26 protein-coding genes and 1 other RNA gene are annotated in these 24,829 nt (G+C 67.0%); 17 read left to right on the forward strand and 10 right to left on the reverse strand.

Features of this window, described 5'->3' with window-relative positions:
• Nucleotides 1-178: 178 nt before the first annotated feature.
• Complete coding sequence (locus BSZ14_RS14640; protein WP_042491361.1) at nucleotides 179-2,437, reverse strand: NADP-dependent malic enzyme; 2,259 nt, start codon at nucleotides 2,435-2,437, stop codon at nucleotides 179-181.
• A gap of 132 nt (nucleotides 2,438-2,569) precedes the next feature.
• On the opposite strand from BSZ14_RS14640, the gene BSZ14_RS14645 reads away from it, so the two are divergent.
• From BSZ14_RS14645 to mutS, 3 genes are read left to right on the forward strand one after another with little or no spacing between them, the layout of a single operon-like run.
• Entirely contained in the window at nucleotides 2,570-2,749 is a 180-nt protein-coding gene (locus tag BSZ14_RS14645; protein ID WP_042491357.1) for an antitoxin, read from the forward strand.
• Nucleotides 2,737-3,012, forward strand: a complete 276-nt coding sequence (locus BSZ14_RS14650) for a type II toxin-antitoxin system RelE/ParE family toxin (protein ID WP_076711480.1) — start codon at nucleotides 2,737-2,739, stop codon at nucleotides 3,010-3,012. The genes BSZ14_RS14645 and BSZ14_RS14650 overlap by 13 nt, the downstream gene beginning before the upstream one ends.
• A 27-nt stretch (nucleotides 3,013-3,039) precedes the next feature.
• Nucleotides 3,040-5,610, forward strand: coding sequence for a DNA mismatch repair protein MutS (mutS, locus tag BSZ14_RS14655; RefSeq protein WP_076711481.1), 2,571 nt, complete (start codon nucleotides 3,040-3,042; stop codon nucleotides 5,608-5,610).
• A 379-nt stretch (nucleotides 5,611-5,989) separates the two neighbouring features.
• Here the strand turns inward: mutS and ssrA are convergent.
• Nucleotides 5,990-6,339: a transfer-messenger RNA gene (gene ssrA / locus BSZ14_RS14660) on the reverse strand.
• A gap of 37 nt (nucleotides 6,340-6,376) precedes the next feature.
• Here ssrA and BSZ14_RS14665 point away from each other — a divergent pair.
• A complete protein-coding gene (locus tag BSZ14_RS14665) occupies nucleotides 6,377-6,808 on the forward strand; it encodes an RrF2 family transcriptional regulator (RefSeq protein WP_042491370.1) in 432 nt (143 codons plus the stop codon).
• A 174-nt stretch (nucleotides 6,809-6,982) separates the two neighbouring features.
• Here BSZ14_RS14665 and mscL read toward each other — a convergent pair whose 3' ends face one another.
• A complete protein-coding gene (gene mscL, locus BSZ14_RS14670) occupies nucleotides 6,983-7,435 on the reverse strand; it encodes a large conductance mechanosensitive channel protein MscL (RefSeq protein ID WP_042491351.1) in 453 nt (150 codons plus the stop codon).
• A 108-nt stretch (nucleotides 7,436-7,543) separates the two neighbouring features.
• Here mscL and BSZ14_RS14675 point away from each other — a divergent pair, with 108 nt between their 5' ends.
• Genes BSZ14_RS14675 through BSZ14_RS14690 form a run of 4 tightly spaced genes read left to right on the forward strand, consistent with a single transcriptional unit; the run spans nucleotide 7,544 to nucleotide 10,229 of the window.
• A complete protein-coding gene (locus BSZ14_RS14675; RefSeq protein WP_076711482.1) occupies nucleotides 7,544-8,137 on the forward strand; it encodes a LemA family protein in 594 nt (197 codons plus the stop codon).
• Between the two features lie 10 nt (nucleotides 8,138-8,147).
• Nucleotides 8,148-9,032 carry a TPM domain-containing protein gene (locus BSZ14_RS14680; RefSeq protein WP_076711483.1) on the forward strand — a complete coding sequence of 295 codons (885 nt, stop codon included), beginning with the start codon at nucleotides 8,148-8,150 and terminating at the stop codon, nucleotides 9,030-9,032.
• 1 nt (nucleotide 9,033) lies between these two features.
• Nucleotides 9,034-9,699 carry a TPM domain-containing protein gene (locus tag BSZ14_RS14685; RefSeq protein ID WP_076711484.1) on the forward strand — a complete coding sequence of 222 codons (666 nt, stop codon included), beginning with the start codon at nucleotides 9,034-9,036 and terminating at the stop codon, nucleotides 9,697-9,699.
• The gene (locus tag BSZ14_RS14690) at nucleotides 9,696-10,229 is read left to right on the forward strand and encodes an NUDIX hydrolase (protein ID WP_083748278.1); all 534 of its coding nucleotides are present in this window, start codon (nucleotides 9,696-9,698) and stop codon (nucleotides 10,227-10,229) included. Before BSZ14_RS14685 ends, BSZ14_RS14690 begins: the two co-directional genes overlap by 4 nt.
• A gap of 397 nt (nucleotides 10,230-10,626) precedes the next feature.
• On the opposite strand, the gene BSZ14_RS14695 is transcribed toward BSZ14_RS14690, so the two are convergent.
• The 3 genes from BSZ14_RS14695 to BSZ14_RS14705 all read right to left on the reverse strand — a co-directional run bounded on the left by BSZ14_RS14695 (nucleotide 10,627) and on the right by BSZ14_RS14705 (nucleotide 14,726).
• A complete protein-coding gene (locus tag BSZ14_RS14695) occupies nucleotides 10,627-10,908 on the reverse strand; it encodes an ETC complex I subunit (RefSeq protein ID WP_042491340.1) in 282 nt (93 codons plus the stop codon).
• A 12-nt stretch (nucleotides 10,909-10,920) separates the two neighbouring features.
• Nucleotides 10,921-13,371 (reverse strand): ATP-dependent helicase HrpB, encoded by a 2,451-nt coding sequence (hrpB, locus tag BSZ14_RS14700; protein ID WP_076711486.1) that lies wholly within the window; start codon nucleotides 13,369-13,371, stop codon nucleotides 10,921-10,923.
• Nucleotides 13,372-13,715: 344 nt separating this feature from the next.
• The gene (locus tag BSZ14_RS14705) at nucleotides 13,716-14,726 is read right to left on the reverse strand and encodes a polyprenyl synthetase family protein (protein WP_076711487.1); all 1,011 of its coding nucleotides are present in this window, start codon (nucleotides 14,724-14,726) and stop codon (nucleotides 13,716-13,718) included.
• Nucleotides 14,727-14,835: 109 nt separating this feature from the next.
• On the opposite strand from BSZ14_RS14705, the gene BSZ14_RS14710 reads away from it, so the two are divergent.
• Nucleotides 14,836-15,114 (forward strand): chorismate mutase, encoded by a 279-nt coding sequence (locus BSZ14_RS14710; protein ID WP_042491330.1) that lies wholly within the window; start codon nucleotides 14,836-14,838, stop codon nucleotides 15,112-15,114.
• On the forward strand, nucleotides 15,114-15,785 hold the full coding sequence (locus BSZ14_RS14715; RefSeq protein WP_076711488.1) for a thymidylate kinase: 672 nt from the start codon (nucleotides 15,114-15,116) through the stop codon (nucleotides 15,783-15,785). The genes BSZ14_RS14710 and BSZ14_RS14715 overlap by 1 nt, the downstream gene beginning before the upstream one ends.
• A 381-nt stretch (nucleotides 15,786-16,166) precedes the next feature.
• On the opposite strand, the gene BSZ14_RS14720 is transcribed toward BSZ14_RS14715, so the two are convergent.
• A complete protein-coding gene (locus BSZ14_RS14720; RefSeq protein ID WP_076711489.1) occupies nucleotides 16,167-16,757 on the reverse strand; it encodes an NADPH-dependent FMN reductase in 591 nt (196 codons plus the stop codon).
• Between the two features lie 109 nt (nucleotides 16,758-16,866).
• On the opposite strand from BSZ14_RS14720, the gene BSZ14_RS14725 reads away from it, so the two are divergent.
• Complete coding sequence (locus tag BSZ14_RS14725) at nucleotides 16,867-17,715, forward strand: MipA/OmpV family protein (protein ID WP_076711490.1); 849 nt, start codon at nucleotides 16,867-16,869, stop codon at nucleotides 17,713-17,715.
• Here the strand turns inward: BSZ14_RS14725 and BSZ14_RS14730 are convergent.
• Both BSZ14_RS14730 and BSZ14_RS14735 read right to left on the reverse strand, forming a co-directional pair.
• Nucleotides 17,710-17,895, reverse strand: coding sequence for a hypothetical protein (locus BSZ14_RS14730; protein WP_042491319.1), 186 nt, complete (start codon nucleotides 17,893-17,895; stop codon nucleotides 17,710-17,712). The genes BSZ14_RS14725 and BSZ14_RS14730 overlap by 6 nt on opposite strands.
• Nucleotides 17,896-17,952: 57 nt before the next feature.
• Entirely contained in the window at nucleotides 17,953-18,162 is a 210-nt protein-coding gene (locus BSZ14_RS14735) for a cold-shock protein (RefSeq protein ID WP_042491318.1), read from the reverse strand.
• 265 nt (nucleotides 18,163-18,427) lie between these two features.
• Between BSZ14_RS14735 and BSZ14_RS14740 the strand changes: the two genes are divergently transcribed.
• The 6 genes from BSZ14_RS14740 to rplA all read left to right on the forward strand — a co-directional run bounded on the left by BSZ14_RS14740 (nucleotide 18,428) and on the right by rplA (nucleotide 23,424).
• Nucleotides 18,428-20,473 (forward strand): carbon starvation CstA family protein, encoded by a 2,046-nt coding sequence (locus BSZ14_RS14740; protein WP_076711491.1) that lies wholly within the window; start codon nucleotides 18,428-18,430, stop codon nucleotides 20,471-20,473.
• Nucleotides 20,470-20,652 carry a YbdD/YjiX family protein gene (locus BSZ14_RS14745; protein ID WP_076711492.1) on the forward strand — a complete coding sequence of 61 codons (183 nt, stop codon included), beginning with the start codon at nucleotides 20,470-20,472 and terminating at the stop codon, nucleotides 20,650-20,652. Before BSZ14_RS14740 ends, BSZ14_RS14745 begins: the two co-directional genes overlap by 4 nt.
• Before the next feature lie 570 nt (nucleotides 20,653-21,222).
• A complete protein-coding gene (gene secE, locus BSZ14_RS14750; RefSeq protein ID WP_042491311.1) occupies nucleotides 21,223-21,420 on the forward strand; it encodes a preprotein translocase subunit SecE in 198 nt (65 codons plus the stop codon).
• A 10-nt stretch (nucleotides 21,421-21,430) separates the two neighbouring features.
• Nucleotides 21,431-21,967 carry a transcription termination/antitermination protein NusG gene (gene nusG / locus BSZ14_RS14755; protein WP_042491307.1) on the forward strand — a complete coding sequence of 179 codons (537 nt, stop codon included), beginning with the start codon at nucleotides 21,431-21,433 and terminating at the stop codon, nucleotides 21,965-21,967.
• A 328-nt stretch (nucleotides 21,968-22,295) separates the two neighbouring features.
• Nucleotides 22,296-22,727 carry a 50S ribosomal protein L11 gene (rplK, locus tag BSZ14_RS14760; RefSeq protein ID WP_007407063.1) on the forward strand — a complete coding sequence of 144 codons (432 nt, stop codon included), beginning with the start codon at nucleotides 22,296-22,298 and terminating at the stop codon, nucleotides 22,725-22,727.
• Between the two features lie 4 nt (nucleotides 22,728-22,731).
• Nucleotides 22,732-23,424 carry a 50S ribosomal protein L1 gene (rplA, locus tag BSZ14_RS14765; RefSeq protein WP_076711493.1) on the forward strand — a complete coding sequence of 231 codons (693 nt, stop codon included), beginning with the start codon at nucleotides 22,732-22,734 and terminating at the stop codon, nucleotides 23,422-23,424.
• A 391-nt stretch (nucleotides 23,425-23,815) separates the two neighbouring features.
• Here rplA and BSZ14_RS14770 read toward each other — a convergent pair whose 3' ends face one another.
• On the reverse strand, nucleotides 23,816-24,715 hold the full coding sequence (locus tag BSZ14_RS14770) for a sugar kinase (protein WP_076711494.1): 900 nt from the start codon (nucleotides 24,713-24,715) through the stop codon (nucleotides 23,816-23,818).
• Nucleotides 24,716-24,829: the final 114 nt, after the last annotated feature.

Raw genomic sequence — 24,829 nt, forward strand, 5'->3', positions numbered from 1 at the left:
GCTGCAGCTGTTCTTGCCCAGATCGATCCCGAGAACCGATACGTCCATGACCTTGGCTCCTTCCTCAAACGACCCGCTGTCGTGCGATAACAACGGTTCGGTTTAGGGGCGGGCCATCCATAAAGGGGGCCGGGCAACCTCTCGCTGCCCAGCCCCCTCTTCTACCGTCCGGCGAGGATCAGCGCGCGATGCCGCCCGCAGCCAGCACGGCCAGTGTCACCAAGTCCCCTGCGGTCGAGGTCATCGGTGCGATCTGCACCGGCTTTTCCATGCCGATCAGCATCGGGCCGATCATCGAGTCGCCGCCCAGTTCGCGCAGCAGCTTGGCCGAGATATTGGCCGACTGGAGCCCCGGCATGATGAGCACATTGGCCGGACCCGACAGGCGCGAGAAGGGGAAGTTCGCCATCTGCTTGGGGTTCAGCGCGACGTCGGGCGACATATCGCCTTCATATTCGAACCCGACCTGCCGCTTGTCGAGCGCGGCCACGCCGTCGCGGACATTGTCGATCCACTGGCCTTCGGGGTTACCGAAGGTCGAATAGGACAGGAAGGCCACGCGCGGCTCATGCCCCATGCGGCGGGCGACGGCGGCGGTGCGCTCGGCGATGTCGGCCAGTTCCTCGCCCGAGGGACGCTCGTTGACCGTGGTGTCGGCGATGAAGACGGTGTGGCTCTGCCCGACCAGCAGGTGGATGCCGAACGGCACCTTGCCGTCGACCGGATCAATCACGCGCCGGATCTCGCGGAAGCTCTGCGCATAGGTGCGGGTGATGCCGGTGATCATCGCATCGGCCTGGCCCAGCTGGAGCATGACCGAGCCGAAGATGTTGCGATCCTGGTTGATCATCCGCTCGGCATCGCGGCGCAGATAGCCGCGACGCTGAAGCCGCTCGTACAGGAAGTCGACCATCTGCGGCACCATCTCGGAGGTGCGGCTGTTATGGACTTCATATTCCTGCGGGTTGGTGACGCCCAGCGCCTTCAGGCGATCATACACGTCATCACGACCGACCAGCACCGGCGTGCCATAGCCCCCTTCCTTGAAGGCGATGGCGGCGCGCAGCACGACCTCCTCTTCGCCCTCGGCGAACAGCACGCGCTTCGGATGCGCACGCGCGCCCTCATAGGCCAGCGTTAGGACCGAGGTGGTCGGGTTGAGGCGCGCGCGCAGCTTCTGGCGATAGGCGTCCATGTCCAGGATCGGCCGCGTCGCCACGCCCGAATCCATCGCCGCCTTCGCCACCGCCGACGGAACCAGCTCCATCAGGCGCGGGTCGAACGGCGCGGGGATGATATATTCCGGGCCGAAGCTGTGCTGCGTGCCATAGGCCAGCGCGACCTCTTCCGGCACGCGCTGGCGCGCCAGTTCGGCGATCGCATTGGCGGCGGCGATCTTCATCTCGTCATTGATGCCGGTCGCGCGCACGTCGAGCGCACCGCGGAAGATGAAGGGGAAGCCGATGACGTTGTTGACCTGGTTCGGATAGTCCGAACGGCCGGTCGCGACGATCGCATCGGGACGCGCGGCCTTGGCGAGTTCGGGGCGGATCTCCGGCTCCGGATTGGCCATCGCGAAGATGATCGGCGACGGCGCCATGTCCTTGACCATCTCGGGCTTCAGCGCGCCCGCCGCCGACAGGCCCAGGAACACGTCCGCGCCGTGCAGCGCCTCGGTCAGGGTGCGGCGGTCGGTGGCGGCGGCGTGCGCCGACTGCCACTGGTTGATGTCGTCGCGGCCCTGATAGATCACGCCGGTGCGGTCGCACATGATGACATTGTCGTGGCGCACGCCCATCGCCTTCATCAACTCGGTGCAGGCGATCGCCGCCGCGCCCGCGCCGTTGACGACGACCTTGATCTCGTCCAGCCGCCGCTTGGTCAGCAGGCAGGCGTTGATGAGCCCCGCCGCGCAGATGATCGCGGTGCCGTGCTGGTCGTCATGGAAGACCGGGATGTTCATCCGCTCGCGCAGCGTCTGCTCGATGATGAAGCATTCGGGCGCCTTGATGTCCTCCAGGTTGATGCCGCCGAAGCTCGGCTCCATCAGTTCGATCGCATCGATGATCCGGTCGACATCCTCGGTCTTCAGCTCGATATCGATCGAGTCGACATCGGCGAAGCGCTTGAAGAGGACGGCCTTGCCCTCCATCACCGGCTTGGACGCGAGCGCGCCCAGATTGCCGAGGCCCAGAATGGCGGTGCCGTTGGAGATGACGGCGACCAGATTGCCCTTGGCGGTATAGTCATAGGCGGTGGCGGGGTCCTCGGCGATGGCGAGCACCGGCACCGCGACGCCGGGCGAATAGGCCAGCGCCAGGTCGCGCTGAGTCGCCATCGGCTTCGACGCGATGATCTCGATCTTGCCGGGCCGTCCCTCGGAATGGAACAGCAGGGCCTCGCGCTCGGAGAACTGGTCGGTGGGTTCGTCGGACATGCGCGCGGCCTTCGATGCTGTGGATACAAGGACGCTACGGCTCTTGAAGCTTTCGGGCACGGCTGACAACCCTGTCACGCGCCACTTTTGCCGCCCTAGGCAAGCCGGAGCATCAGCCTTATAAGTTCAGCTATGGAGCATGAGCCCGGCATTTTCGAGCAGCGTGACGAGGCGGCGGAGCTGGCCGCCGACGAACGCGCGCGGGCCGATTTCAGGGCGGGCCGTTTCGTAAGCCATGAGAAGATGGCAGAATGGCTGAAGACCTGGGGCACCCCCGATCGCAAGCCCCTGCCCCCCGAATGGCTGAAATAAGCTGGTCGGTTCAGGCCTCGCTCCAACTCGCCGCGATCGTCGATTATATAGAGCAGTTCGATCCAGACGCCGCCCGGCGCTTGGGTGAAAGGCTGATCGAGGTCGCTGGATCCCTGCGGCAATTCCCGGATCGCGGCAGGCCCATTTCCCATGGCCGCCGCGAGATGGTGACGGTTCGCCCCTATATCCTGCGCTATGAGCATGACGGCGAGACCGTCCTGATCCTTGGCATCCGCCACGCCGCCCAACTTTCCGACGATTGAAGAAGCCCCATGACCACCCCCACCCCGATGATGGCGCAGTATCTGACGCTGAAGGCCGAGGCCGAGGATTGCCTGCTCTTCTATCGGATGGGCGATTTCTTCGAGCTGTTCTTCGACGATGCGCGGATCGCCTCGGGGGTGCTCGACATCGCACTCACCTCGCGCGGGGAGCATGAGGGCGAGAAGATTCCGATGTGCGGCGTGCCGGTCCATGCCGCCACCGCCTATCTGCAACGCCTCATCAAGGCGGGGCACCGCGTCGCCATCGCCGAGCAGACCGAAACCCCCGCCGAAGCCAAGGCGCGCGGCGGGTCCAAGGCGCTGGTGTCGCGCGGGATCGTGCGGGTGGTGACGGCGGGGACGCTGACCGAGGAGGCGCTGCTCGACGCCAAGTGCGACAATTGGTGCGTCGCGATCGGCGAGGCGGGCGGCGCGGTGGCGCTGGCCGCCGCCGACATCTCGACCGGGCGGTTCGTGGTGATCGACGTGAAGCCCGATGCGCTGGGCGCGGAGCTGGCCCGCCTGGCCGCCGCCGAGGTGGTCGCGGCCGAGAATGCCGCGCATGCCGACGCGGCTACCACGCTGCGCCCCTCCGCCACGTTCGACAGCGGCAGCGGCGAGGACCGGCTGAAGCGGCTCTACGGCGTCGCGACGCTCGACGGCTTCGGCCAGTTCACCCGCGCGGGACTGTCGGCGGCTGGCGGACTGGTCGCCTATCTCGACCACACGGCCAAGGGTGCCCTGCCCTTCCTGCGTCCGCCTGTCCTGTCGCAGGCAGCGGGGGCGATGGCGATCGACGCGGCGACGCGCGAGAGCCTGGAGCTGACACAGACCGCCAATGGCCAGCGCAGGGGTTCGTTGCTCGATGCGGTCGACCGGACGGTCACGGGGGCCGGTGCGCGCGCGCTGGCGGGGGATATCGGCGCGCCACTGATGGACCGCGATGCGATCGAGGCGCGGCTCGATCTGGTGCAGCATTTCCATGACGATGCCGCTCTTCGCGAGCGGCTGCGCGCGGCGTTGCGGGCCTTGCCCGATATCGGCCGCGCCATCGGGCGCATTGCGGCGGGGCGGGGTTCGCCGCGCGATCTGGGCCAGTTGCGCGACGGGCTGGACGGCGCCTGGGCCTTGTCGGAACAACTGGGCGACGGCCCGCCCCTGCTGCGTGAGACGACACCGCGCCTGCGCGGGCATGGCGAACTGATCGACCTGCTTCGCCGCGCGCTCGTCCCCTCGCCCCCGATCGAGGCGAGCGAAGGCGGCTATATCGCGGCGGGCTATGACGTGGCGCTCGACGATCTGCGCGATGCCGGAGCCGGAGGACGCCGCGCCATCGCCGCGCTGGAGGCCGAGTTCCGCCAGAAGACCGGCATCACCGCGCTCAAGATCCGCCATAACGGCGTGCTCGGCTATCATGTCGAGGTGCCCGCGCGATCGGCCGATGCGCTGATGAAGCCGGATTCGGGCTTTACCCATCGCCAGACACTGGCGGGCGTGGTCCGCTTCAACACGCCCGAACTGCATGAGGTCGCGAGCAAGGTCGCGCAGGCGGGTGCCCATGCTCTGGCCGCCGAAGCCGCGCATCTGGAGGAACTGACCGCCGCCGCGCTCGCCTCGCGCGAGAGCATCGCCGCGACGGCGGATGCGCTGGCCCGGCTGGACGTGGCGAGTGGGCTGGCCGAACGGGCGGTCGAAGGCGGCTGGGTCCGGCCCGAACTGGTCGACCATGCCTGTTTCGAGGTGACCGGCGGCCGCCATCCGGTGGTCGAGGCGGCGGTCGCGCGCTCGGGCGAGCGGTTCGTCGCCAATGACTGTTCGCTGTCGGAAGGCTCCCGGCTCTGGCTGGTGACGGGGCCGAACATGGGCGGCAAGTCGACCTTCCTTCGCCAGAACGCGCTGATCGCGGTGCTGGCCCAAGCCGGTTCCTATGTCCCCGCCACCCGGGCGAAGATCGGGCTGGTCGACCGGCTGTTCAGCCGGGTCGGCGCGTCGGACAATCTCGCGCGCGGGCGTTCGACCTTCATGGTCGAGATGGTCGAGACCGCCGCGATTCTCGCCCAGGCGACGCCGCGCAGCTTCGTGATCCTGGACGAAGTGGGACGTGGCACCTCCACCTATGACGGCCTGGCCATCGCCTGGGCGGTGGTGGAGGCGATCCACGAGGATAATCGCTGCCGCTGCCTGTTCGCGACCCACTATCACGAGCTGACCCGACTGGCCGAGCGGTGCGAGGCGCTGTCGCTCCACCATGTCCGCGCGCGCGAGTGGAAGGGCGAACTAGTCCTGCTGCACGAAGTCTCGGAGGGGCCTGCGGATCGCTCCTACGGCCTGGCGGTGGCGCGCCTGGCGGGGATGCCGCCGGTGACGGTGGCGCGCGCCAAGGCGGTGCTGGCCAAGCTGGAGGCGGGCCGCGCCAAGACCGGCGGGCTGGCGGCGGGGCTGGACGACCTGCCCCTGTTCGCCGCCGCTGCGCAGATCGAAGAGGAACAATGCGACGCGATCCGGGCCGAGGTCGAGAAGCTCGACGTCGACAGCCTGTCGCCACGCGAGGCGCTGGATGCGCTATACAAGCTGAAGGCGCTGGCGCGGGAGGGGTGATCCCTGCTCCTGCCCGTTAGAACGGGATGGCATCAGTTTGATCCACGCCTCCCCTTCAGGGGGGCAGGGGGGTGGGGTGTTTCCGCAAACGCCGGGCTTGTGGCGATGCCCCACCCCAACCCCTCCCCTGAAGGGGAGGGGCTAGGCTCGGTTCAATCCCATGTCATTATAGTCCAGGAACCCCACCCCCGTTCGGCCTGAGCGAAGTCGAAGGCCACGCCGCTGCCTCGCCGCAAGCACGTCCCGTACACTTCGACTTCGCTCAGTGCGAACGGCGGGTGGGATAGCTGGTCGGGGGTGAAGAGGCACCCGGCCCTCACCCGTTCACATCAAAGCCGGAAAGTGGGGAGCTTCTGTTGCCCGGTGCTCCCCGTACCGCTGGATTCCCCTTCTGTTGCCCGGTGGGGTCCGACCGCGCTATTTTGGTGTAATGTCAGGCCGTGAGGCCCTCAATTACGCCGCAATCGCGAGTGCTTCGTTATCGTTGGCACTTGTGAGTATGGGCCGTTGCGGTGGTCCCATTCCGAACGAAAACAGCGCTTTTCAACACACGTCGATCCTGGTTCGGCCCCGTCAGAAACGGTGTCCAGATACACCACCTTTTATGGTGGAGCCGCCGGGTACTGCCCCCGGGTCCGCTGCGTCTATTACTCGCCGCAGTTTATCGTCATAGCCGGGTGAAACCCGGCAGGGAGGGATATAGGAAGCCGCGCGGCATTACGCAAATGCCTTTCGCTCGCCCTATTTTGGGTCCATGGAGACGCGCATGTTGACCCAGCGGTCCCGTTATGCGCTGCGCGCGATGCTGTTCCTGGCGGAAATGCCGGTGGAAGGGCCGCCGACTTCGATGACCCGCATCGCGGCCGAGGCGAATGTGCCGCGCAAGTTCCTGGAGCTGATCCTCGCCGACCTGAAGGGCGCGCAACTGCTCGACAGCCAGCGCGGCAAGATGGGCGGATACCGGCTGGCGCGGCCCGCGCACCTGATCTCACTGGGCGACATCATCCGCACGATCGAAGGGCCGCTGGCGCTGGTCCCCTGCGTCAGCCGCACCGCTTATCGTCCGTGCAACGACTGCAAGAGCGAAGCCGACTGCGCCATCCGCCACGCGATGATGCGGGTGCGCGACGAGACGGCGCGGATCCTGGACGGCACCAGCCTGGCCGACGCCACCGCCAAGAAGCTGGCGGCGGCGTAAAGCCCTTACCTCACCCAACCTCGCGCCACCCCGGCGAAGGCCGGGGTCCAGTTGCGGTAAAGTTGCGAAGGCGGGAAGTCCTCGCCTCCGACGCGACCGAATTGCGCGCCATCAGCTTGGTGGCAACTGGACCCCGGCCTTCGCAGGGGAACACCAGCCTCCTAATCGGATAGCTTAAGGACGCCGCGCGCGCAGTTCGTCGCGGATTTCCCGCAGCAGCGCGACATCGGCGGGTTCGGCCTTGGGCTCGGCGGCGGCGACGGCCTTGTCCTTCTCGAAGATCGCCGTCGCGCGGTTCACGGTGCGGATCAGCAGGAAGATGATGAAGGCGACGATCACGAAATTGACCGCCTGGGTCACGAACGCGCCGTACCCGAGCAGCGGCACGCCCGCCTTCTTCAGCGCGGCATAATCGGTCAGCGAGCCGGCATAGGTGGCGGGGATCGGCCCCATGCGAACGAAATAGCTGGAGAAGTCCAGCCCACCGAAGATCTTGCCGATCACCGGCATCAGCACATCGTCGGTCAGCGAGGTCACGATCTTGCTGAACGCCGCACCGATGATGACCGCCACCGCCAGATCGAGCACATTGCCCCGCGCGATGAAGGCGCGAAATTCCTTGAGCATCGTCAACTCCCTCTATTCGATGAACTTTCAGGCTATCGTCGCTTTTGCCCTTCGCCAAGCGCCTCACCCGTCTTATATAGCCGATACAGTTGACGGAGGAATATTCGAATGCGTCGTCCCGTTCTGGCTCTGACCCCGGTCGTGATGGCCGTCGCCCTGTCCGGCTGTGGCATGAACAGCGTGCCCACGGCAGAGGAAAATGCGAAGGCCAAATGGGCCGATGTCCAGGCCGCCTATCAGCGCCGCGCCAACCTGATCCCCAATCTGGAAGCGACCGTGAAGGGCGCCGCCGCATCGGAAAAGTCGATCCTGACCGAGGTGGTCAATGCCCGCGCCAAGGCGACCTCGGTGCAGGTGACCGGCGCCGACCTGTCCGACCCCGCCAAGATGCAGCAGTTCGCGCAGGCGCAGGGCCAGCTCAGCGGTTCGCTGGGCCGGCTGCTGGCGAATGTCGAGGCCTATCCGAACCTGAAGAGCCAGGACAATTTCCAGACCTTCATGAGCCAGCTGGAAGGCACCGAGAACCGGATCAACATCGCGATCGGCGATTACAACAAGGCGGTCGAGGCTTATAACGTCCGCATCCGCACCTTCCCCGACGCGATCGGCGCGAAGGTCTTTTACGGCGCCAAGCCGATGACGCCCTATCAGGCGACGACGCCGGGGGCCGAGAACGCACCCAAGGTGAATTTCGGCAGCTGATCGGTCGCATATGACCCGGCTGCTCCGCCCGATTCTGGGACTCTGGCTGATTCTCTGCGCCATCCCCGTGATGGCGCAGACCTTTCCCAAGTTCGACGGGCTGGTCGTCGATGCGGCGAACAAGATCGACCCCGCGACCAAGGCGCAGCTCGAGCAGAAGCTGGAGGCGCTGCAAAAGGATACCGGCCGCCAGCTGGTGGTCGCGACGATTCCCGATCTGCAGAACTATCCGATCGAGGATTATGGCTATCGGCTGGGCCGTGCCTGGGGCGTCGGCCTGAAGGACGCGGATAACGGCGCGATCCTGTTCCTCGCGCCCAATGCGGGCAAAGGCCAGCGCGGCCCCAGGCTGGAGGTCGGGCGCGGGCTGGAGCCGATCCTGACCGACGCCTGGTCGTCGCAGATGATCCGCACGCTGATGATCCCCCGCCTTCAGGAATCGGGCGACATATCGGGCGCCCTGAACGCGGGCGCGGATGCGGTCATCGCCCAGCTTCGCGCCTCGCCCGAGGAAGCCAAGGCCAAGGTGGCCGAGGCCGCCAAGCAGTTCGACCGCGAGCACCGCCGCGGCGGCGGCGATTCCAACGGCTTTCCGATCGTCATCATATTGGTGATCTTCATCGGCGGCTTCGTCCTGCTGTCGATCCTGCGCCGCAGGCAGGGCCAGCGTTTCCGCGACGACGATGACGACGATCATGGCGGCGGCGGTGGGCGTCGCGGTGGTGGCTGGCCGATCATTCTCTGGGGTCCCGGCTGGGGCAGCGGATCGGGCGGCGGCTGGAGTTCGGGCGGCGGGTCGTCCAGCGGAGGCAGCGACGGGTCGTGGTTCGGCGGCGGCTTTACCGGCGGCGGCGGGGGTGATTTCGGCGGCGGCGGCGCATCGGGGGATTGGTGAGATGTTGAGCGACACCGACAGCGATCTCGTCACCGCCGCCGTCGCACGGGCCGAGGCGACGACGGATGCGGAGATCGTCACCATCGTCGCCCCCCGATCGGACGAGTATCGCGACGTCGCATTGTGGTTCGCCGCGCCCGCCATGCTGCTGGTGCCGCTGTTCGCCGCACTCTTCCCCGATCTGGGGTTGAAGCTGCTGGCGCTGGTCCATGACGCGTGGAGCGCCCCGGGCGAGGACCTGATCCTGGGCGTGCTGATGATCGCGCAGATTCTGGTCTTCGGCCTGGTCTTCGCGCTGCTCGCGCCCGTCGCGCGCCGGATCGCACTGGTGCCCAAAAGCATCCGCCACGCCCGCGTCCGGGCGCGCGCGGTCCTGCTGTTCCGCGTGTCGGCCGAGCGGCGGACCGACAGCCGCTACGGCGTGCTGCTCTACCTCTCGGAGGACGAGCATATGGCCGAGATCGTCGCCGACTCCGGCTTGACCGGCAAGGTCGGGCCGGAAACCTGGGGCCGGGCGATGGCGGTGATGCTGCCCCATGTCGCCAAGGGCCATGTCGGCGAAGGGCTGAGCGCGGCGGTCGAGCGCATCGGGCTTGTGCTGGCGACACATTTCCCCAAGACGGCGGCCGACACCAACGAACTGCCGGACAGACCCATCTCGCTATGACCGATCCCCGTATGGACGCCCCCCTTGAAACCCTGGCCGAGGGGCGGTTCCTGGCGCTGCGCAAGCGTGGCAGCTGGGAATATGCCGACCGCCCGCGCGACATCCGCGCCGCCGTCATCCTGGCGATTGAGGACGGGCACATCCTGCTGGTCGAGCAGTTCCGTATCCCATTGGGCGCACCCTGCCTGGAAATGCCCGCCGGATTGATCGGGGACGAGACCGAAGGCGAGGCGGTGATGGAGGGCGCGGCGCGCGAACTGGAGGAGGAAACCGGCTATCGCCCGTCGCGGATCGAGGCGCTTGGGGAATTCTGCTCCTCGCCTGGCATGACCTCGGAGCGGTTCACCCTGGTCCGCGCGACCGGGCTGGTGAAGGTCGGCGACGGCGGCGGTGATTCGGACGAGCAGATCGTCGTCCACCGGGTAAAGCTGTCGGAGGTTCCGGCGTTTGTTGCCGAGCGGCGGGCGGCGGGCGTGGTGATGGATGCCAAGCTGCTACTGTTGCTGGGTGCCGGCATCCTGGGCCTTTAGAGCATGATGACATCCGCTTCATCCCCCCTCCCCTTCAGGGGAGGGGCAGGGGGTGGGGCGTTTCCGCAAACACCGGGCCTGTGGTGATGCCCCACCCCAACCCCTCCCCTGAAGGGGAGGGGCTAGGTTTGGTTCGATCCCATGTCATCATACTCTAAGTTCACGCGAAGCCGCGAGGACGCAGAGGTGTCGGGTTCGCGGCAGCGAAATCCATCTGCAATCAGCGATGATGACAGACAGGCCGTGCCGCCGGGTAGGACACCTCTGCGCCCTCCGCGCCTCTGTGCGAAATGAATCCTGAATTCTTCGCGTCATCGCGGCTTCGCGCGACCAAGAAAAACTGGACCCCGGCCTTCGCCGGGGTGGTCAGGATTAGGAGGTTAGCGGCAGGCCGCCCTTAACGGAAATTGTCGGCGTAGCTTTGCAGCTTCAGCGTCTTTTGCGGCGTCGGCACGACGTGATGGTCGAGCCCTTCGCGCTGGCAATAGGCGATCGCCTCTTCCAGCGTCGCGAAGGTCAGGCGGACCTGCTCCTGCGTGTCGCCGCTGCCGGCCCAGCCGGTCAGGGGATCGGGCTTTTTCGCCTCGGTTGGTTCGAATTCGAGTTGCCAGCGATCGGTCCGGTACTTGCCGGATTGCATCGCGTTCTTGGGGCGCTGGAAGATGCGAGCAGTGGCCATAATTCTTGTCCCTTATCGCGAACCGGCGGCTCTTGCATCCGCCTTTTTCGTGCGCAGTGTCGCAGAGGCCTCTGCGGGCGCGTCGGGCCAGGGATGACGCGGGTAGCGGCCGCGCATTTCCTTGGCCACCGCGCTCCAGCTTCCCGCCCAGAAACCGGGCAGATCGCGCGTCGTCTGGATCGGCCGTCCGGCGGGCGAGGTGAGACTCAGGACCAGCGGCACCCGCTCGGTCCCGATCACCGGATGCTCGGCCAGCCCGAACAGCGCCTGCACGCGCAGTTCGACGCGCGGGCCACCTTCGGCCGCGTAATCAATCGCATGGCTGCTGCCCGCCGGACTGGTGAAGTGCGAGGGCGCCATCGCGTCGATGCGCTTCTGGTCGTTCCAGTCGACCAGATTGCGGATGGCCTCGGTCAACGCACCCGGCGCGATGGCGTCGAGTCGCCTTTTGCCCACCACGAGCGCAGGCAGCCAGTCGTCCAGCCGCTCGATCAGCATCGCATCGTCCAGCGCCACCCCGGCATAGGCCGCCCGCGCCCGGTACGCCCCTGCCCCGTCGCTCCACGGGAGGAGCGCCACGCCATGCGCCCGCACCCCCTCGACCAGCGCCGCGGCGATCGCCTCGGGGGAAGCCCCCGAATCGGGGCCGCTCGACAGTCGCAGGCTTCCCAACCGCCGTTCGCGCAACGCCTCGACCCCGCCGGTCGCGGGGTTGAAGATGACGGTGCGCCGCGTCTCGATCCGGTCGGCGAACAGCGCCTCGACGGTCGCGAGATCGAGCGGCGCGGCGGACAGAATCCGCGCGCCCGAGGCCGCGCCTTGCGTTTCGCCCACCGCCAGCCATTCCGAACTTGCCAACCCGGAGGTGGGGTCGAGCCGGAAACCGCGTCCGCCGACGCTTGCCCAATTCTCCCCCGTGCCGTCCCGCCGCCGCGCCACCCGGTCGGGATAGGCGAGCGCCAGGCACACGCCCGCCGGATGGTCCCAGGCCTCCTGCCCGACCGGCCTGGGGGCGAGGCCGGTCCAGCGTTTCGCCATCTGGCGCGCGGCTTCCGCCTTGGGGCCGCGTTCGGTCCGCCAGCGGCGCAGGCGTTGTTCGACATCCACATCCTGTCCGCCAATGCCGCGTTCGCCCAGCAGCACCGCCACCTCGGCGGCGGTCGAGGCCAAGCCCCGCTCGCCACTGCGGATCAGCATATGCGCGAGCCTTGGCGGCATCGGCAGTTTGGCGATCGCCTTGCCATGCGCGGTCGGGCGGCCGGTCTCGTCCAGCGCCTCCAGCACGGTCAGCCGCGCGCGGGCCTCGGCCACGGCGGCCTCGGGCGGCGGGTCGAGCCACGGCAGCGCGCGCGGGTCGCCAACGCCCCACAGCGCGGTGCCGAGCAACAATGCCGACAGGTCCGCTTCCAGGATTTCGGGCGGGTCGAAGCGCGGCAGGCCCGCCGTCGCGGCCTCTTCCCATAGGCGATAGGCGACACCGGGCGACTGGCGGGCGGCGCGGCCCGCGCGCTGGGTGACGGCGGCCTGGCTGGCGCGTTCGGTGACCAGCCGGGTCATGCCCGCCGCGCGATCATAACGCGGGCGGCGGGCAAGCCCTGAATCGACCACGATCCGCACCCCGTCGAGCGTCAGGCTGGTCTCCGCAATCGAGGTCGCCAGCACGATCCGTCGCCGCCCCTCCGGGTCACGCCGGATCGCCGCGCGCTGCGCCGCCGGGTCGAGCGAGCCGTGGAGTTCGTGGATCGCGATGCTGTCGGGCAGATTCGCGAGTCGCTCGGCCGTGCGCGCGATCTCGGCGGTGCCGGGCAGGAAGGCGAGGATGTCGCCCTCCGCCTCGTCCTGCAGCGCGCGACGGATGGCGGCGGCGACCGAGTCCTCGATGCGTGCCTCCGCCGCGCGGCCGAGATGGCGCAGGGTCAGCGGGTGGCTCCGCCCCTCGCTCTCGATGACCGGCGCGTCGCCCATCAGGCTGGAGAAACGGCGGCCGTCGAGCGTCGCCGACATGGCGACCAGCCGCAGGTCGGGGCGCAATCCCCCTTGCGCATCGAGCGCCAGCGCCAGGCCGAAATCGCCGTCGAGGCTGCGTTCATGGACTTCGTCGAACAGCACCGCCGACACGCCCGCCAGTTCGGGATCCGCCTGGATGCGCGCGACGAAGATGCCTTCGGTGACGACGGTCACGCGGGTCGCGGCGCTGACCTTCGTATCCATGCGGGTCGCGTAGCCGAAGGTGCGCCCGACCGGCTCCTCGGCCAGCGCCGCCATGCGCTCGGCAGCGGCGCGCGCGGCGAGACGGCGGGGAGAGAGGAGCAGGACCTCCCCCATGCACCAGGGCTGGTCGAGAAGGGCTGGCGCGACGGCGGTGGTCTTGCCCGCACCGGGAGGTGCTACGAGGACGGCGTTGGGGGCGTTCGCGAGCGCGGTCAGCAGGTCGGGCAGGACGGCGGTGACGGGCAGGGTCATGCAGGTGCGATAGGGGGTTTGGCGGGCGGGGTGAAGGACCTCTGGCCCCGGTCGATTGACCTACCTCCGTTCAGGCTGAGCGTAGTCGAAGCCCACGCCCCGACATTCGCCAAGAGGATCGGGTGTCACTTGGCCTTCGACTTCGCTCAGGCTGAACGGAGGGTGGGAATGAGGTGCCAAATCTTCCAGGCACCACCCCGGCAGAGGCCAGGGCCAGGTTCCACCACGCCTGTTGTGCGCTATGCGATGCGGGGGAGGCCGCCACTCCCGCGCCTTCGATCATCTACCGCAACTGGACCCCCGCCTTCGCCGGGGTGGTGCGGGATTTGGAATGGCGTGGAAGCTCAGTACGCCCGCGCCACCGCGAACTCGACGGCTTCGATCATCGCGCTCTTCGCCGGTCCATCCGCAAAGCAACGCAGCGCCTCGATCGCCAGCCCGCCATAGTGCCGCGCGCGGGCCATCGTGTCGTCGACCGCCCGGCTCTTGCGGACCAGCGCGATGGCGTGGGCGAAGTCCTCGTCCGAGGTGCGCCGTCCCTCGACCGCGTCCTTCCAGAACTGACGCTCGTCGTCGTTCGCCCGCGCATAGGCGAGGATCACCGGCAGGGTCATCTTGCCCTCGCGGAAATCGTCGCCCGCATCCTTGCCCATGGTGCCTGCGTCCGACACATAGTCGATCGCATCGTCGATCAGCTGGAACGCGATGCCCAGGTTCCGGCCGTATGCCTCCAGCGCCAGTTCCTCCGCCTCGGGCCGCTCGGCTACCACGGCCGCGATGCGACAGGCGGCGGCGAACAGCGCGGCGGTCTTGGCGTCGATGATCGAGAGATAGCGTTCCTCGGCCAGCCCCACCTGCCGCACGGCGGTCAGCTGGTTCACCTCACCCTCGGCGATCACCGCCGACGCGCCCGACAGGATGTTCAGCACCTTCAGGCTGCCCGCATCGACCATCAGCTGGAAGGACCGGCTGAACAGGAAGTCGCCGACCAGCACGCTGGCGGGATTGCCCCAGATGATGTTGGCGGTCCGCCGTCCGCGCCGCAGGTCGGAGCCATCGACGACATCGTCGTGCAGCAGCGTGGCAGTGTGGATGAACTCGACCGCCGCCGCCAGGACGTGGTGGCTGGTGCCCCGATAACCGAGCAGCTGCGCGCTCGCGAGCGTCAGCATCGGGCGCATCCGCTTGCCACCGCCCGCGATCAGGTGGCCCGCCAGTTGCGGGATCAGCGGGATTTCCGACGCCATGCGGTCGATGATGACCTGGTTCACGGCGTTCATGTCATCGGCCACCAGCCGGATCATCGGGTCCAGCGAGGGCGCGGGCTTGGCGAGGCGGGTGGCGGTTACGGTCATGGGCAGGTAAGAGCCTCTGGCGACAACGCTTGCCGAACGCAAGCCTAAGCGCGAAAGGGCGCGCGCGAATTCATGTGCGGCCACCGCGCCAGAGGGAGACGTACCGATCATGTCCGACACCGTGCTGACCGGCTATCGCCAGTCGATCGACAATATCGATGCCGCGCTGGTCTTCATGCTGGCCGAACGGTTCAAGATCACCCAGGCGGTCGGACGCTACAAGGCGGAGAACGAACTGCCCCCCGCCGATCCCGGCCGCGAGGAGTCACAGATCGCCCGGCTGCGCCAGCTGGCGAGCGATGCGCAGCTCGACCCCGAATTTTCCGAGAAATTCCTGCGCTTCATCATCGATGAAGTGATCCGCCACCATGAAGGCTTTCGCGGCTGATGGCGTTCCTGCTGGCGATCGAGGGCGCGGACGGCGCGGGCAAGGCGACCGCGACGGCGGCGGTGACCGAAAGGCTGAACGCCGCCGGGCTGTCGGCGGCGGCCTTGTCCTTTCCACGCTATGCCGAGACGGTCGGCGGCTGGGCGCTGGGCGAATATCTGGCGGGCCGCCTGCCCCATGCCGCGGCGCCCGAGACGGCGGCGACGCTCTATGCGCTCGACCGATTCGAATCGCGACCGCACCTGATCGAGCTGGCGGAAGCGCACGACGTGATCGTGTTCGACCGCTATATCGCATCGAACATGGCCTATCAGGCCGCGCAGGTGCCGCCCGACCGGGCGGAGGCGCTGCTGCAATGGATCGAGCAGCTGGAGACGGTGCAGTTCCGCCTGCCCGCGCCGCATCTGTCGGTCTATCTCGACACGCCGCTGGACGTCGCGCGCGACCTGATCGCCCGCAAGCGCAAGCGCAGTTATACCGACGATACCTATGACGCGTATGAGGCCGATCTGGGGCTTCAGGCGCGGGTGCGGGCCAATTACGCCGCGATGGCGGACGGGGCGATGCTGGGCGAATGGGTGACGGTGTCGACCGTGGCGGGCGGAGCCTTGCGCGATCCGGCGGAGATCGCGGACGAGATCACCGCGCTGGTGACGGAGCGCCTGCGCTAAGCGCTCCCCCGCCTTACCGTTCCCCGGCGAAGGCCGGGGTCCAGTTTCTACGCACTATCGGGAGCACAAGGCCTTTGCCTCCCACGCAAAGTTTCCACGCGCCACGGGCTTGAAAGGCACTGGACCCCGGCCTTCGCCGGGGAACGGATTCATTCATCTCACGCGAAGCCGCGATGCCGCGAAGAAGAGAAATATGGTTGGCGCGGAGAAGGCGGAGGTGTCGTATCTGCTGCTCTTTCCGCCCCTTTTTCTTGAGCGATCGAAGAAAGAAGCATGCGCGCTCCCGAGCGCGACACATCTCCGCGCCTCCGCGTCTCCGCGCGAAATCAAAATCTTCGCAGCATCGCGGCTTCGCGTGAACTGAAATCCCGGCGACGCCCCTCAATGCGAAGCGCGGATCGTCCCCGCCAGCGGCGCAAAGCGGGCGACCTGTTGGCCCACCAGGCGCAGCTGCCCCTCCACCGCCGGATCGCTGATACGGCCTTCTTCGTCGAAGCGGGTCTGCTGCGTGTTCACCGCCGCCGCGAAGGGCGTCGGCCAGCCGCGCAGTGCATGGACGATCGAGCGCAGCGCCGCGATGGTCGAACCCGTCGCCTGCCAGCCATAGGCGGTCGCGATCAGCCCCACGGGCAGGTCGGCGAGATAGGGCCGGTCGTCCTTCGCCGTTTCCTCCAGCAGGTCGAGCGCGTTCTTCACCAGCCCCGAGATGCTGCCATGATAGCCGGGACTGGCGATGATGATCGCCGACGCCCGGCGCACGGTGTCGACGAACACCTGCTCCGCCTCGGTCCGCTCGCCCGCGCGCGGGTTGTAGAGCGGCAGGCGCGCCAGATCCTCGCCACCGAAGACATGGGTGCGAAAGCCCTCGTCCGCCGCCGCCGTCATCGCGGTGCGCAGCGCGCGCTCGGTCGAGGAGACGCTGCCGATCGTGCCGCCGATGCCGACGACGAGCGGGGAAGAAGAGTGAGCCATGCTCCGCCTTTCACTCCGGACCGAGCGACGAGCAAGCGCTAAGTTTACAGACTCCGGGCGTTGCGGCGGTCCGGGTCTCGCCCTATCCCACATGACAGGGAGATGAAGGATGCGTGTCTGGGCTTTGGGGATCGTCACGCTATGCGCCTGTCCGGCGGCGGCGCAGGAGGTGCGGCAAAGCGGCCCGCCCCCAGGTGTCGCCACCGGTGCGCCAGGTGCGCCCGATGGCTGGAGCATCACCATCGGCGCCGCCCCCGTTTTCGGCCCCGCCTGGCAGGGGTCGCGCGACATGGCGTTGTCGTTGTTTCCCGATCTGCGGGTGAATTATGGCAACACGCTCTTCGCCTCGGTGCCCGACGGGATCGGGTGGAATGCGGTGCGCAGCGACGGCTGGCGCGCCGGGCCGCTGGTCAAGATCCGCTTCGGCCGCGACGAGCGCAATGGCGGCTCGCCCTTCCTGATCGCTGGCGGCAGCGACGCGCTGGAGGGCATGGGCGATATCAAGGCGGCGGGCGAGGTCGGCGGCTTTGTCGAAAAATTCTTCGGCCCGCGCCGGGGCTGGCGCGCTCGCGCGGAGGTAAGGCAGGGCTTCGGCGGGCATGACGGCGTGGTCGCGGACCTGTCGGCCGCCTATCGCACCCGGATCGGCCGCGCGATTGTCAGCGCGGGACCGCGCATGACGCTGGCCAGCGCGGATTTCATGCAGACCTATTTCGGCATTTCGGCGGCGCAATCGGTGCGTACCGGCCTGACGCCCTACCGGGCGGATGGTGGCGTGCTGTCCTATGGACTGGGTGGCAATGTCGTCCGCCCGTTGAACAGGCGCAGCGCCCTCACGCTGTTCACCAGCTTGGAGCGGCTGGGTGGCCCGGCCGCTGATTCGCCGCTGATCCGTGAGCGGGGACGGCGGATGCAGGCGACGCTGGGTCTGGGATACGGATTCCGCTTCGGCCTATAGCGCCGTTCGGGCTGCCGCTGCCGCACGGCCCAGTTCCGCGCGCTCGGCGCGGACGGCCATGGCGTCCCAGGAGGAAGCCGCACGCTCGCAGCGTTCGCGGACATTCTGCAAGGTCGCATCGGCGGCGTTGGTGCGTTCGATTTCGGCCTGGTTGCGGAAGAAGATGGCATCACGAGACATGGATTATCCTTTCGACCACAAAAAAAGCGGTAGCCGGATCGGCTACCGCTTCGACATTCAGGCGGGCTGAAGGTTGACCGCCGCCATCTTTCCGCGGCGATCCTGCTCCAGTTCGTAGCTCACCCGCTGATCCTGGTTCAGCGTGATCATGCCGGCACGCTCGACCGCGCTGATATGGACAAAGGCGTCCGCGCCGCCATTTTCGGGGGCGATGAAGCCATAACCCTTGTCGGCGTTGAAGAATTTGACGGTTCCGGTGATGCTCATTTTCGTTCCTTCATAATGGTGAACCAGGCGCGGGGCCAGATTCGAGGCCGCGGTGCAGGGAAAGAAGGAACGTGCCGCAAAGCAGAGAACCGTCGATTTGCGACTTTAGCAGCATGACATGTGGGCCTCCTGATCCGAATCTGCAAGGCCGGGTCGGAAATAACTTCATTCCACGTGCCGCCATCAAGGCCGAAATTGAGGTGGCATGCGCCTGTCACGGAGCTAGAAAGGCGGACAAGAGCATAGCTGGAGGACCGGACGGGGCATGACGAAACACCTTCCCTGGATCGCACTGGCGATCGTCGGAGCGGGGGCGCTGGGCGTGGTCGCCACGGTGCGGGGCGAACCGATCAACGCGCTGTGGATCATCGCCGCCGCCGTGTCGGTCTATCTGATCGCCTATCGTTATTATGCGCTGTTCATCGCCAGAGTGATCGGCATCGACCCCAGCCGCCCCACCCCGGCCATCCGCCGCGCCGACGGGCTGGACTATGTCGCGACTGACCGGACGGTACTGTTCGGCCATCACTTCGCCGCGATCGCGGGCGCGGGGCCTTTGGTCGGGCCGGTGCTGGCGGCACAGATGGGCTATCTTCCGGGCACGCTGTGGATCCTGGCGGGTGTGGTGCTGGCGGGCGCGGTGCAGGACTTCCTGGTCCTGTTCCTGTCGATGCGACGTGACGGGCGCTCGCTGGGCGAGCTGATCCGCATGGAGATGGGGCCGGTCGCGGGCACCATCGCGCTGTTCGGCGCCTTCATGATCATGGTCATCATCCTCGCGGTGCTGGCGCTGATCGTCGTGCGCGCACTTGCGGAGAGCCCCTGGGGCCTGTTCACCGTGGCGGCAACGGTGCCGCTGGCGATGCTGATGGGCGGCTATACCCGTTGGGTCCGGCCGGGGAAGATCGGCGAGGTGTCGATCATCGGTTTCATCGGCCTGATCCTGGCGATCGTCTATGGTCAGTCGATCGCGCAGTCGGCGGTGCTGGCGCCGCTCTTCACCTTCACGCCGGTGCAGCTTTGCTTCCTGCTGATCGGTTACGGCGCGGTCGCCTCGGTCCTGCCGGTGTGGCTGCTGCTCGCGCCGCGTGACTATCTGTCGACCTTCCTCAAGATCGGCGCGATCGTGGCGCTGGCCATCGGCATCGTCATCATGGCGCCGCCGCTGAAGATGCCCGCCCTCACCAAGTTCATCGACGGCAGCGGGCCGGTCTGGGCGGGACCGCTCTTCCCCTTCCTGTTCATCACCATCGCGTGCGGCGCGGTGTCGGGCTTCCACGCGCTGATCGCCAGCGGCACCACGCCCAAGCTGATCGCCAGCGAGAAGGACGCGCCCTTCATCGGTTACGGCGCGATGCTGATGGAAAGCGCGGTCGCGATCATGGCGCTGGTCGCCGCCTCGATCCTCGATCCGGGCATCTATTTCGCGATGAACGCGCCCGCCGCCGTACTGGGCACCGACCCGGCCAGCGCCGCCGCCGCCGTGACCGCGATGGGCTTCCCCATCTCGGCCGACACGCTGGCGCAAGTCGCGCGCGACGTGGGCGAGCATACAATCATCAGCCGCGCGGGCGGCGCGCCGACGCTGGCCGTGGCGATGGCCGAAATCTTCAGCCACCTGTTCGGCGGACAGGCGATGAAGGCCTTTTGGTATCACTTTGCCATATTGTTCGAGGCGCTGTTCATCCTGACCGCCGTGGACGCGGGCACCCGCGCAGGACGCTTCATGCTGCAGGACCTGATCGGCCTGGTCGTCCCCAGCTTCCGGGGATCGAGCAAGGTCGCACCCGGTCTGATCGCGACCGGGCTGTGCGTCGCGGCCTGGGGCTTCTTCCTCTATCAGGGCGTCACCGATCCGCTGGGCGGGGTGAATACATTGTGGCCGCTGTTCGGCATCTCCAACCAGATGCTGGCCGCCGTGGCACTGATGCTGGCGACGGTCGTGCTGTTCCGCATGAAGAAGGACCGCTACGCCTGGATCACGGTCGTGCCGACCGTCTGGCTGCTCGCCTGCACGCTGACCGCCGGGTGGTTGAAGATCTTCTCGGCCGATCCGCGCGTCGGCTTCCTGGCCCATGCCGACAAGTTCGCCAGCGCCGCCGCATCGGGCAAGGTGCTGCCACCCGCCAAGACCATGGCGGAGATGGGGCGGATCGTGTTCAACGACCGGATCGACGCCGGGCTGTGCGCGATCTTCCTGGGCGTGGTGCTGGCGATCCTGGTCTATGCGGTGCGCACCTGCCTGATCGCGAGGGCCATCGACCGGCCGAGCGTGACCGAAGTCCCGCCCGAGATGGTCGCCGCCGAATGAGTTGGCTTGCCCGCCTGCGCGAGATCGGCAACGCCATGGTCGGGATGCCCAGCTATGACGCCTATGTGGCCCACATGGCGGCCCGGCATCCCGACCGCGAGCCGATGGACGAGGTGACCTTCTTCCGCGAGCGGCAACAGGCAAGGTATGGCGGGAAGAATGGCGGGCGTTGCTGTTGATTCACGCGAAGCCGCGAGGGCGCGAAGAAGGTTGGTTCGCGCGGAGACGCGGAGACGCGGAGGAAGAGAGTGGGGCATTATCCTCCCTCCGTTCAAACTGAGCGCAGTCGAAGGCCACGGGATAACGCGCGCCACGCGGGCAGAACTCGCCAGCGTTCCAGGAGCCTGCGGCTCGAGGGTCCTCAGGCGACTCCTTCCCTTGGCCTTCGACTGTGGTCAGGCTGAACGGCGGTTGGGAGTGCCGATAAGAGCCTTCCGCTCCCCTCTGCGTCCTCCGCGCCTCTGCGCCTCTGCGCCTCTGCGCCTCTGCGCCTCTGCGCGAACCCAAAACTCCGCGTCTCCGCGTCTCCGCGTGAACAAAAAACTTCGCGCCATCGCGGCTTCGCGTGAACCCAAAACCTCCGCTCCACTGCCGCCCCGCCCTACCCTTGCCTTTTACCCACACCACGGCTACATCGCGTTCCCATCCGAACAGCGCGGACGGACCTTTCGTCGCAGGCCCCCTGGGCAGGCGACGGCGGACCCATGCCTCGCTGACAGTAATTTCCTTGCAGGGCGGGAACGGCACGAGTGGCGAAGACGACCCCCATCGAATTCCTCAACCAGGTCAAGACCGAGACCAAGAAGGTCGTCTGGCCGACGCGGCGCGAGACGGTGATGACCGGCGTGATGGTGGTCGTGATGACCACGATCCTGGCCATCTTCTTCCTGGCGGTCGACTCGTTCTTCGAGACGCTGGTCCGCACCCTGCTGTCGCTCGCGAAGTAAAAGGGTTCTCATGGCGCGCTGGTACATCATCCACGCTTATTCCGGTTTCGAGGGCAAGGTCCGCGACTCGATCATGGCCGAGGCGACCCGTCTGGGCCTCGACCATCTGGTCGACCAGATCGAGGTCCCGACCGAGACCGTGACCGAGGCCCGTCGCGGCAAGAAGATCGCGGTCGAGCGCAAGTTCATGCCCGGCTATGTCCTGGCCAAGCTCGACATGACCGACCAGGTCTATCACCTGGTCAAGAACACGCCGAAGGTGACCGGCTTCCTGGGCGCGATGGGCAAGCCGCAGGCGATCAGCGAGGCGGAAGCCACGCGGATGCTGAATTCCAAGGAAGAGGCCGCCGCCGCCCCGAAGCACAAGGTCAAGGTCGATTACGAGATCGGCGACGCGGTCAAGGTGCTGGAAGGCCCCTTCGCCAGCTTCAACGGCGTGGTCGAGGAACTGGATTTCGACAAGTCCAAGGTCAAGGTGTCGGTGTCGATCTTCGGTCGTGCGACCCCGGTGGAACTGGACTTCGAGCAGGTCGAACGCTCGAAGTAAGTCCTGTCGGATCGACGGAACAGGGGCCGGGGCGAGCGATCGCCACCGGCCCTTTTCGTATCCGGGTACTTTCCCGACATCCCCACCCTCCGTTCAGGCTGAGCGAAGTCGAAGCCCACGCCCATCCCCTCGCCGCCCGCAAATCCCGTGCACTTCGACTTCGCTCAGTGCGAACGGAGGGGCGGGGCAGAGTCACCTTGCTTTCTCCCCCACTTTTTACTAAGAGCCCGCGCTTCCCTGGCATCATGCGACGGAAACCTTGCGGGAGGGTGTGCTGGCCTGTGCCTTGCACGCCCGTCACGACCGCTAGACTCGAAAAGAGAGTGACATGGCAAAGAAGATTACCGGCTATATCAAGCTGCAGGTTCCTGCAGGCGCCGCCAACCCCTCGCCGCCGATCGGCCCGGCGCTGGGTCAGCGCGGTGTGAACATCATGGAATTCTGCAAGGCGTTCAACGCGCAGACCGGCGAAGTCGAGAAGGGCACCCCGCTGCCCACCGTCATCACCGTCTATGCCGACCGTTCGTTCTCGTTCGAGACGAAGACCGCGCCTGCGACCTACCTCATCAAGAAGGCGGCCAACCTGAAGTCGGGCTCGAAGGAGCCGGGCAAGGTGTCGGCGGGCAAGATCGCGCGCTCGAAGCTCGCGGAAATCGCCCAGGTCAAGATGAAGGATCTGAACGCCAACGACATCGAGGCTGCGACCAAGATCATCGAAGGCTCCGCCCGCGCGATGGGCCTCGAAGTGGTGGAGGGCTAAGATCATGGCCAAGCTGACCAAGAAGCAGAAGTCGGTCCAGATCGACGCCGAGAAGCTGCACGGCATCGACGAGGCGATCTCGCTGGCGCGCACCCATGCGACCTCGAAGTTCGACGAGACGATCGAAGTCGCCGTGAACCTGGGCGTTGACCCGCGCCACGCCGACCAGATGGTCCGCGGCGTCGTCACCCTGCCCAAGGGCACCGGCAAGACCGTTCGCGTCGGCGTGTTCGCCAAGGGCGCGAAGGCCGACGAAGCACGCGCCGCTGGTGCGGACGTCGTGGGTGCGGAAGACCTGATGGAAACCATCCAGGGCGGCACCATCGATTTCGACCGCTGCATCGCGACCCCGGACATGATGGGCGTCGTTGGCCGCCTCGGTAAGGTTCTCGGCCCCAAGGGCCTGATGCCGAACCCGAAGCTGGGCACCGTGACCATGAACGTCGCCGAAGCCGTCAAGGCGGCCAAGGGCGGTCAGGTCGAGTACCGCGTCGAAAAGGCCGGCATCATCCACTCGGGCATCGGCAAGGCGTCGTTCCCGGCGGAAGACCTGCGCGCCAACTTCGACGCGCTGGTCGACGCTCTGATCAAGGCCAAGCCGTCGGGCGCGAAGGGCAAGTATGTCCGCAAGGTCGCCGTCTCGTCGACGATGGGCCGCGGCATCAAGGTGAACGTCTCGGAAATCCCGGGCGCGTAAAGCCAGCTGCCAGCGCATGCTGACAGGATCAGGGGGTCGGAACCGAGGTTCCGGCTCCCTTTTTCGTGGCCGAGTGGCGGGCTGCCCCTACTCCGTTCAGCCTGAGCGAAGTCGAAGGCCACGTTTCAGCCTCGCCGCAAGTACATCCCATGCACTTCGACTTCGCTCAGTGCGAACGGGGGCATGGTGGTGGGACTCCCCTCCCCTTCAGGGGAGGGGCCGGGGGTCGGGCGGCTCCACAAGCACGTCGCCAAGGGGAAAGGCCCTACCCCAATCCAGCATCGGGTCGATCAGGCTGGGAGCCTGATCGACCCGATGCTCCTGAAGGGGAGAAGCTAAATGCGCCTACCCCATGACCGCCCGATTAAATTTGGTCAGTCCAAAACGCTTTTCAAAGCGGCAGGTCGTCATCCCGCGCCGGAATCGCCCCCGAACGCATCACCGTCCACCCGGCGAGCCTATGCCCCCGCACCGCCGCCTCGGCGAGCGACAGACCATCCAGTCGCGCACCCAGATAGCCCGCGTTGAACGCATCCCCCGCCCCGCTGGTATCGCGCGGGTTCAGGCGCTCGGGCGGCGGCACGATGCCGACGCCGGTGACCAGACAACCATCGGCGCCCAGCTTTACCACGACCTCACCCGCGCCCAGCCCCTGCCAGCGGTCGCGCACTCCTTCGGCGGACTTGGCGCCGACCAGCATCGCCTCGTCCTCCAGCGTTGGCAGACCGATGTCGCAGCCGCCGATCGCCCGACGGCACAGTTCGCGCGCCTCGTCCTGAGTGGCGAACAGGCGGGGGCGGTAATTGCCGTCGAAAGCAACCCGCCCGCCCCGCGCCCGCACCCGCTGCGCCAGATCGAACAGATGCTCCCGGCTCGGTTCGTCCAGAATCGCGAGAGTAATCAGCGAGTATAGCAGCAGATCAGCCTGCTCGGCCTGAGCCATCACCGCCTCGCTGCCCGGCAGGGACAAGGTACGCCGCGCGGCGCTCTGCCCCCGCCAATAGGAAAAGCTGCGTTCGCCCGCTTCGTCGGTGGTAATCGCGTACAGGCCCGGCATCCGGGTCGGGTCGCCCAGGATCAGGCTGGTATCGATGCCCTCGGCCGCCCAGTTTTGAAGCAGCGTCGCGCTGAACGGATCGTCGCCCAAGGCGGTCACGTAGCGGACATCGCGGTCCATCCGCGCCAGATGGATCGCAGTGTTCAGCGTGTCGCCGCCATGACCCAGCCGCCACAGCCCACCGTCTGCGCGCGACAATTCGATCATCCCTTCCCCGACGACGACGATCCGCATCCACTTCTCTCCTATCGATCTCTGGCTTTACCAGGATAGTGGCAAGGCCAAAATTTGTAACTGGTCAATCCGAATGCCGAATGCTACCGCTAACCGACGCAAAAACATGATTTG

It is taken from the genome of Sphingomonas sp. Sph1(2015) (assembly GCF_001970915.1).
Classification (GTDB): Bacteria; Pseudomonadota; Alphaproteobacteria; order Sphingomonadales; family Sphingomonadaceae; genus Sphingomonas; species Sphingomonas parapaucimobilis.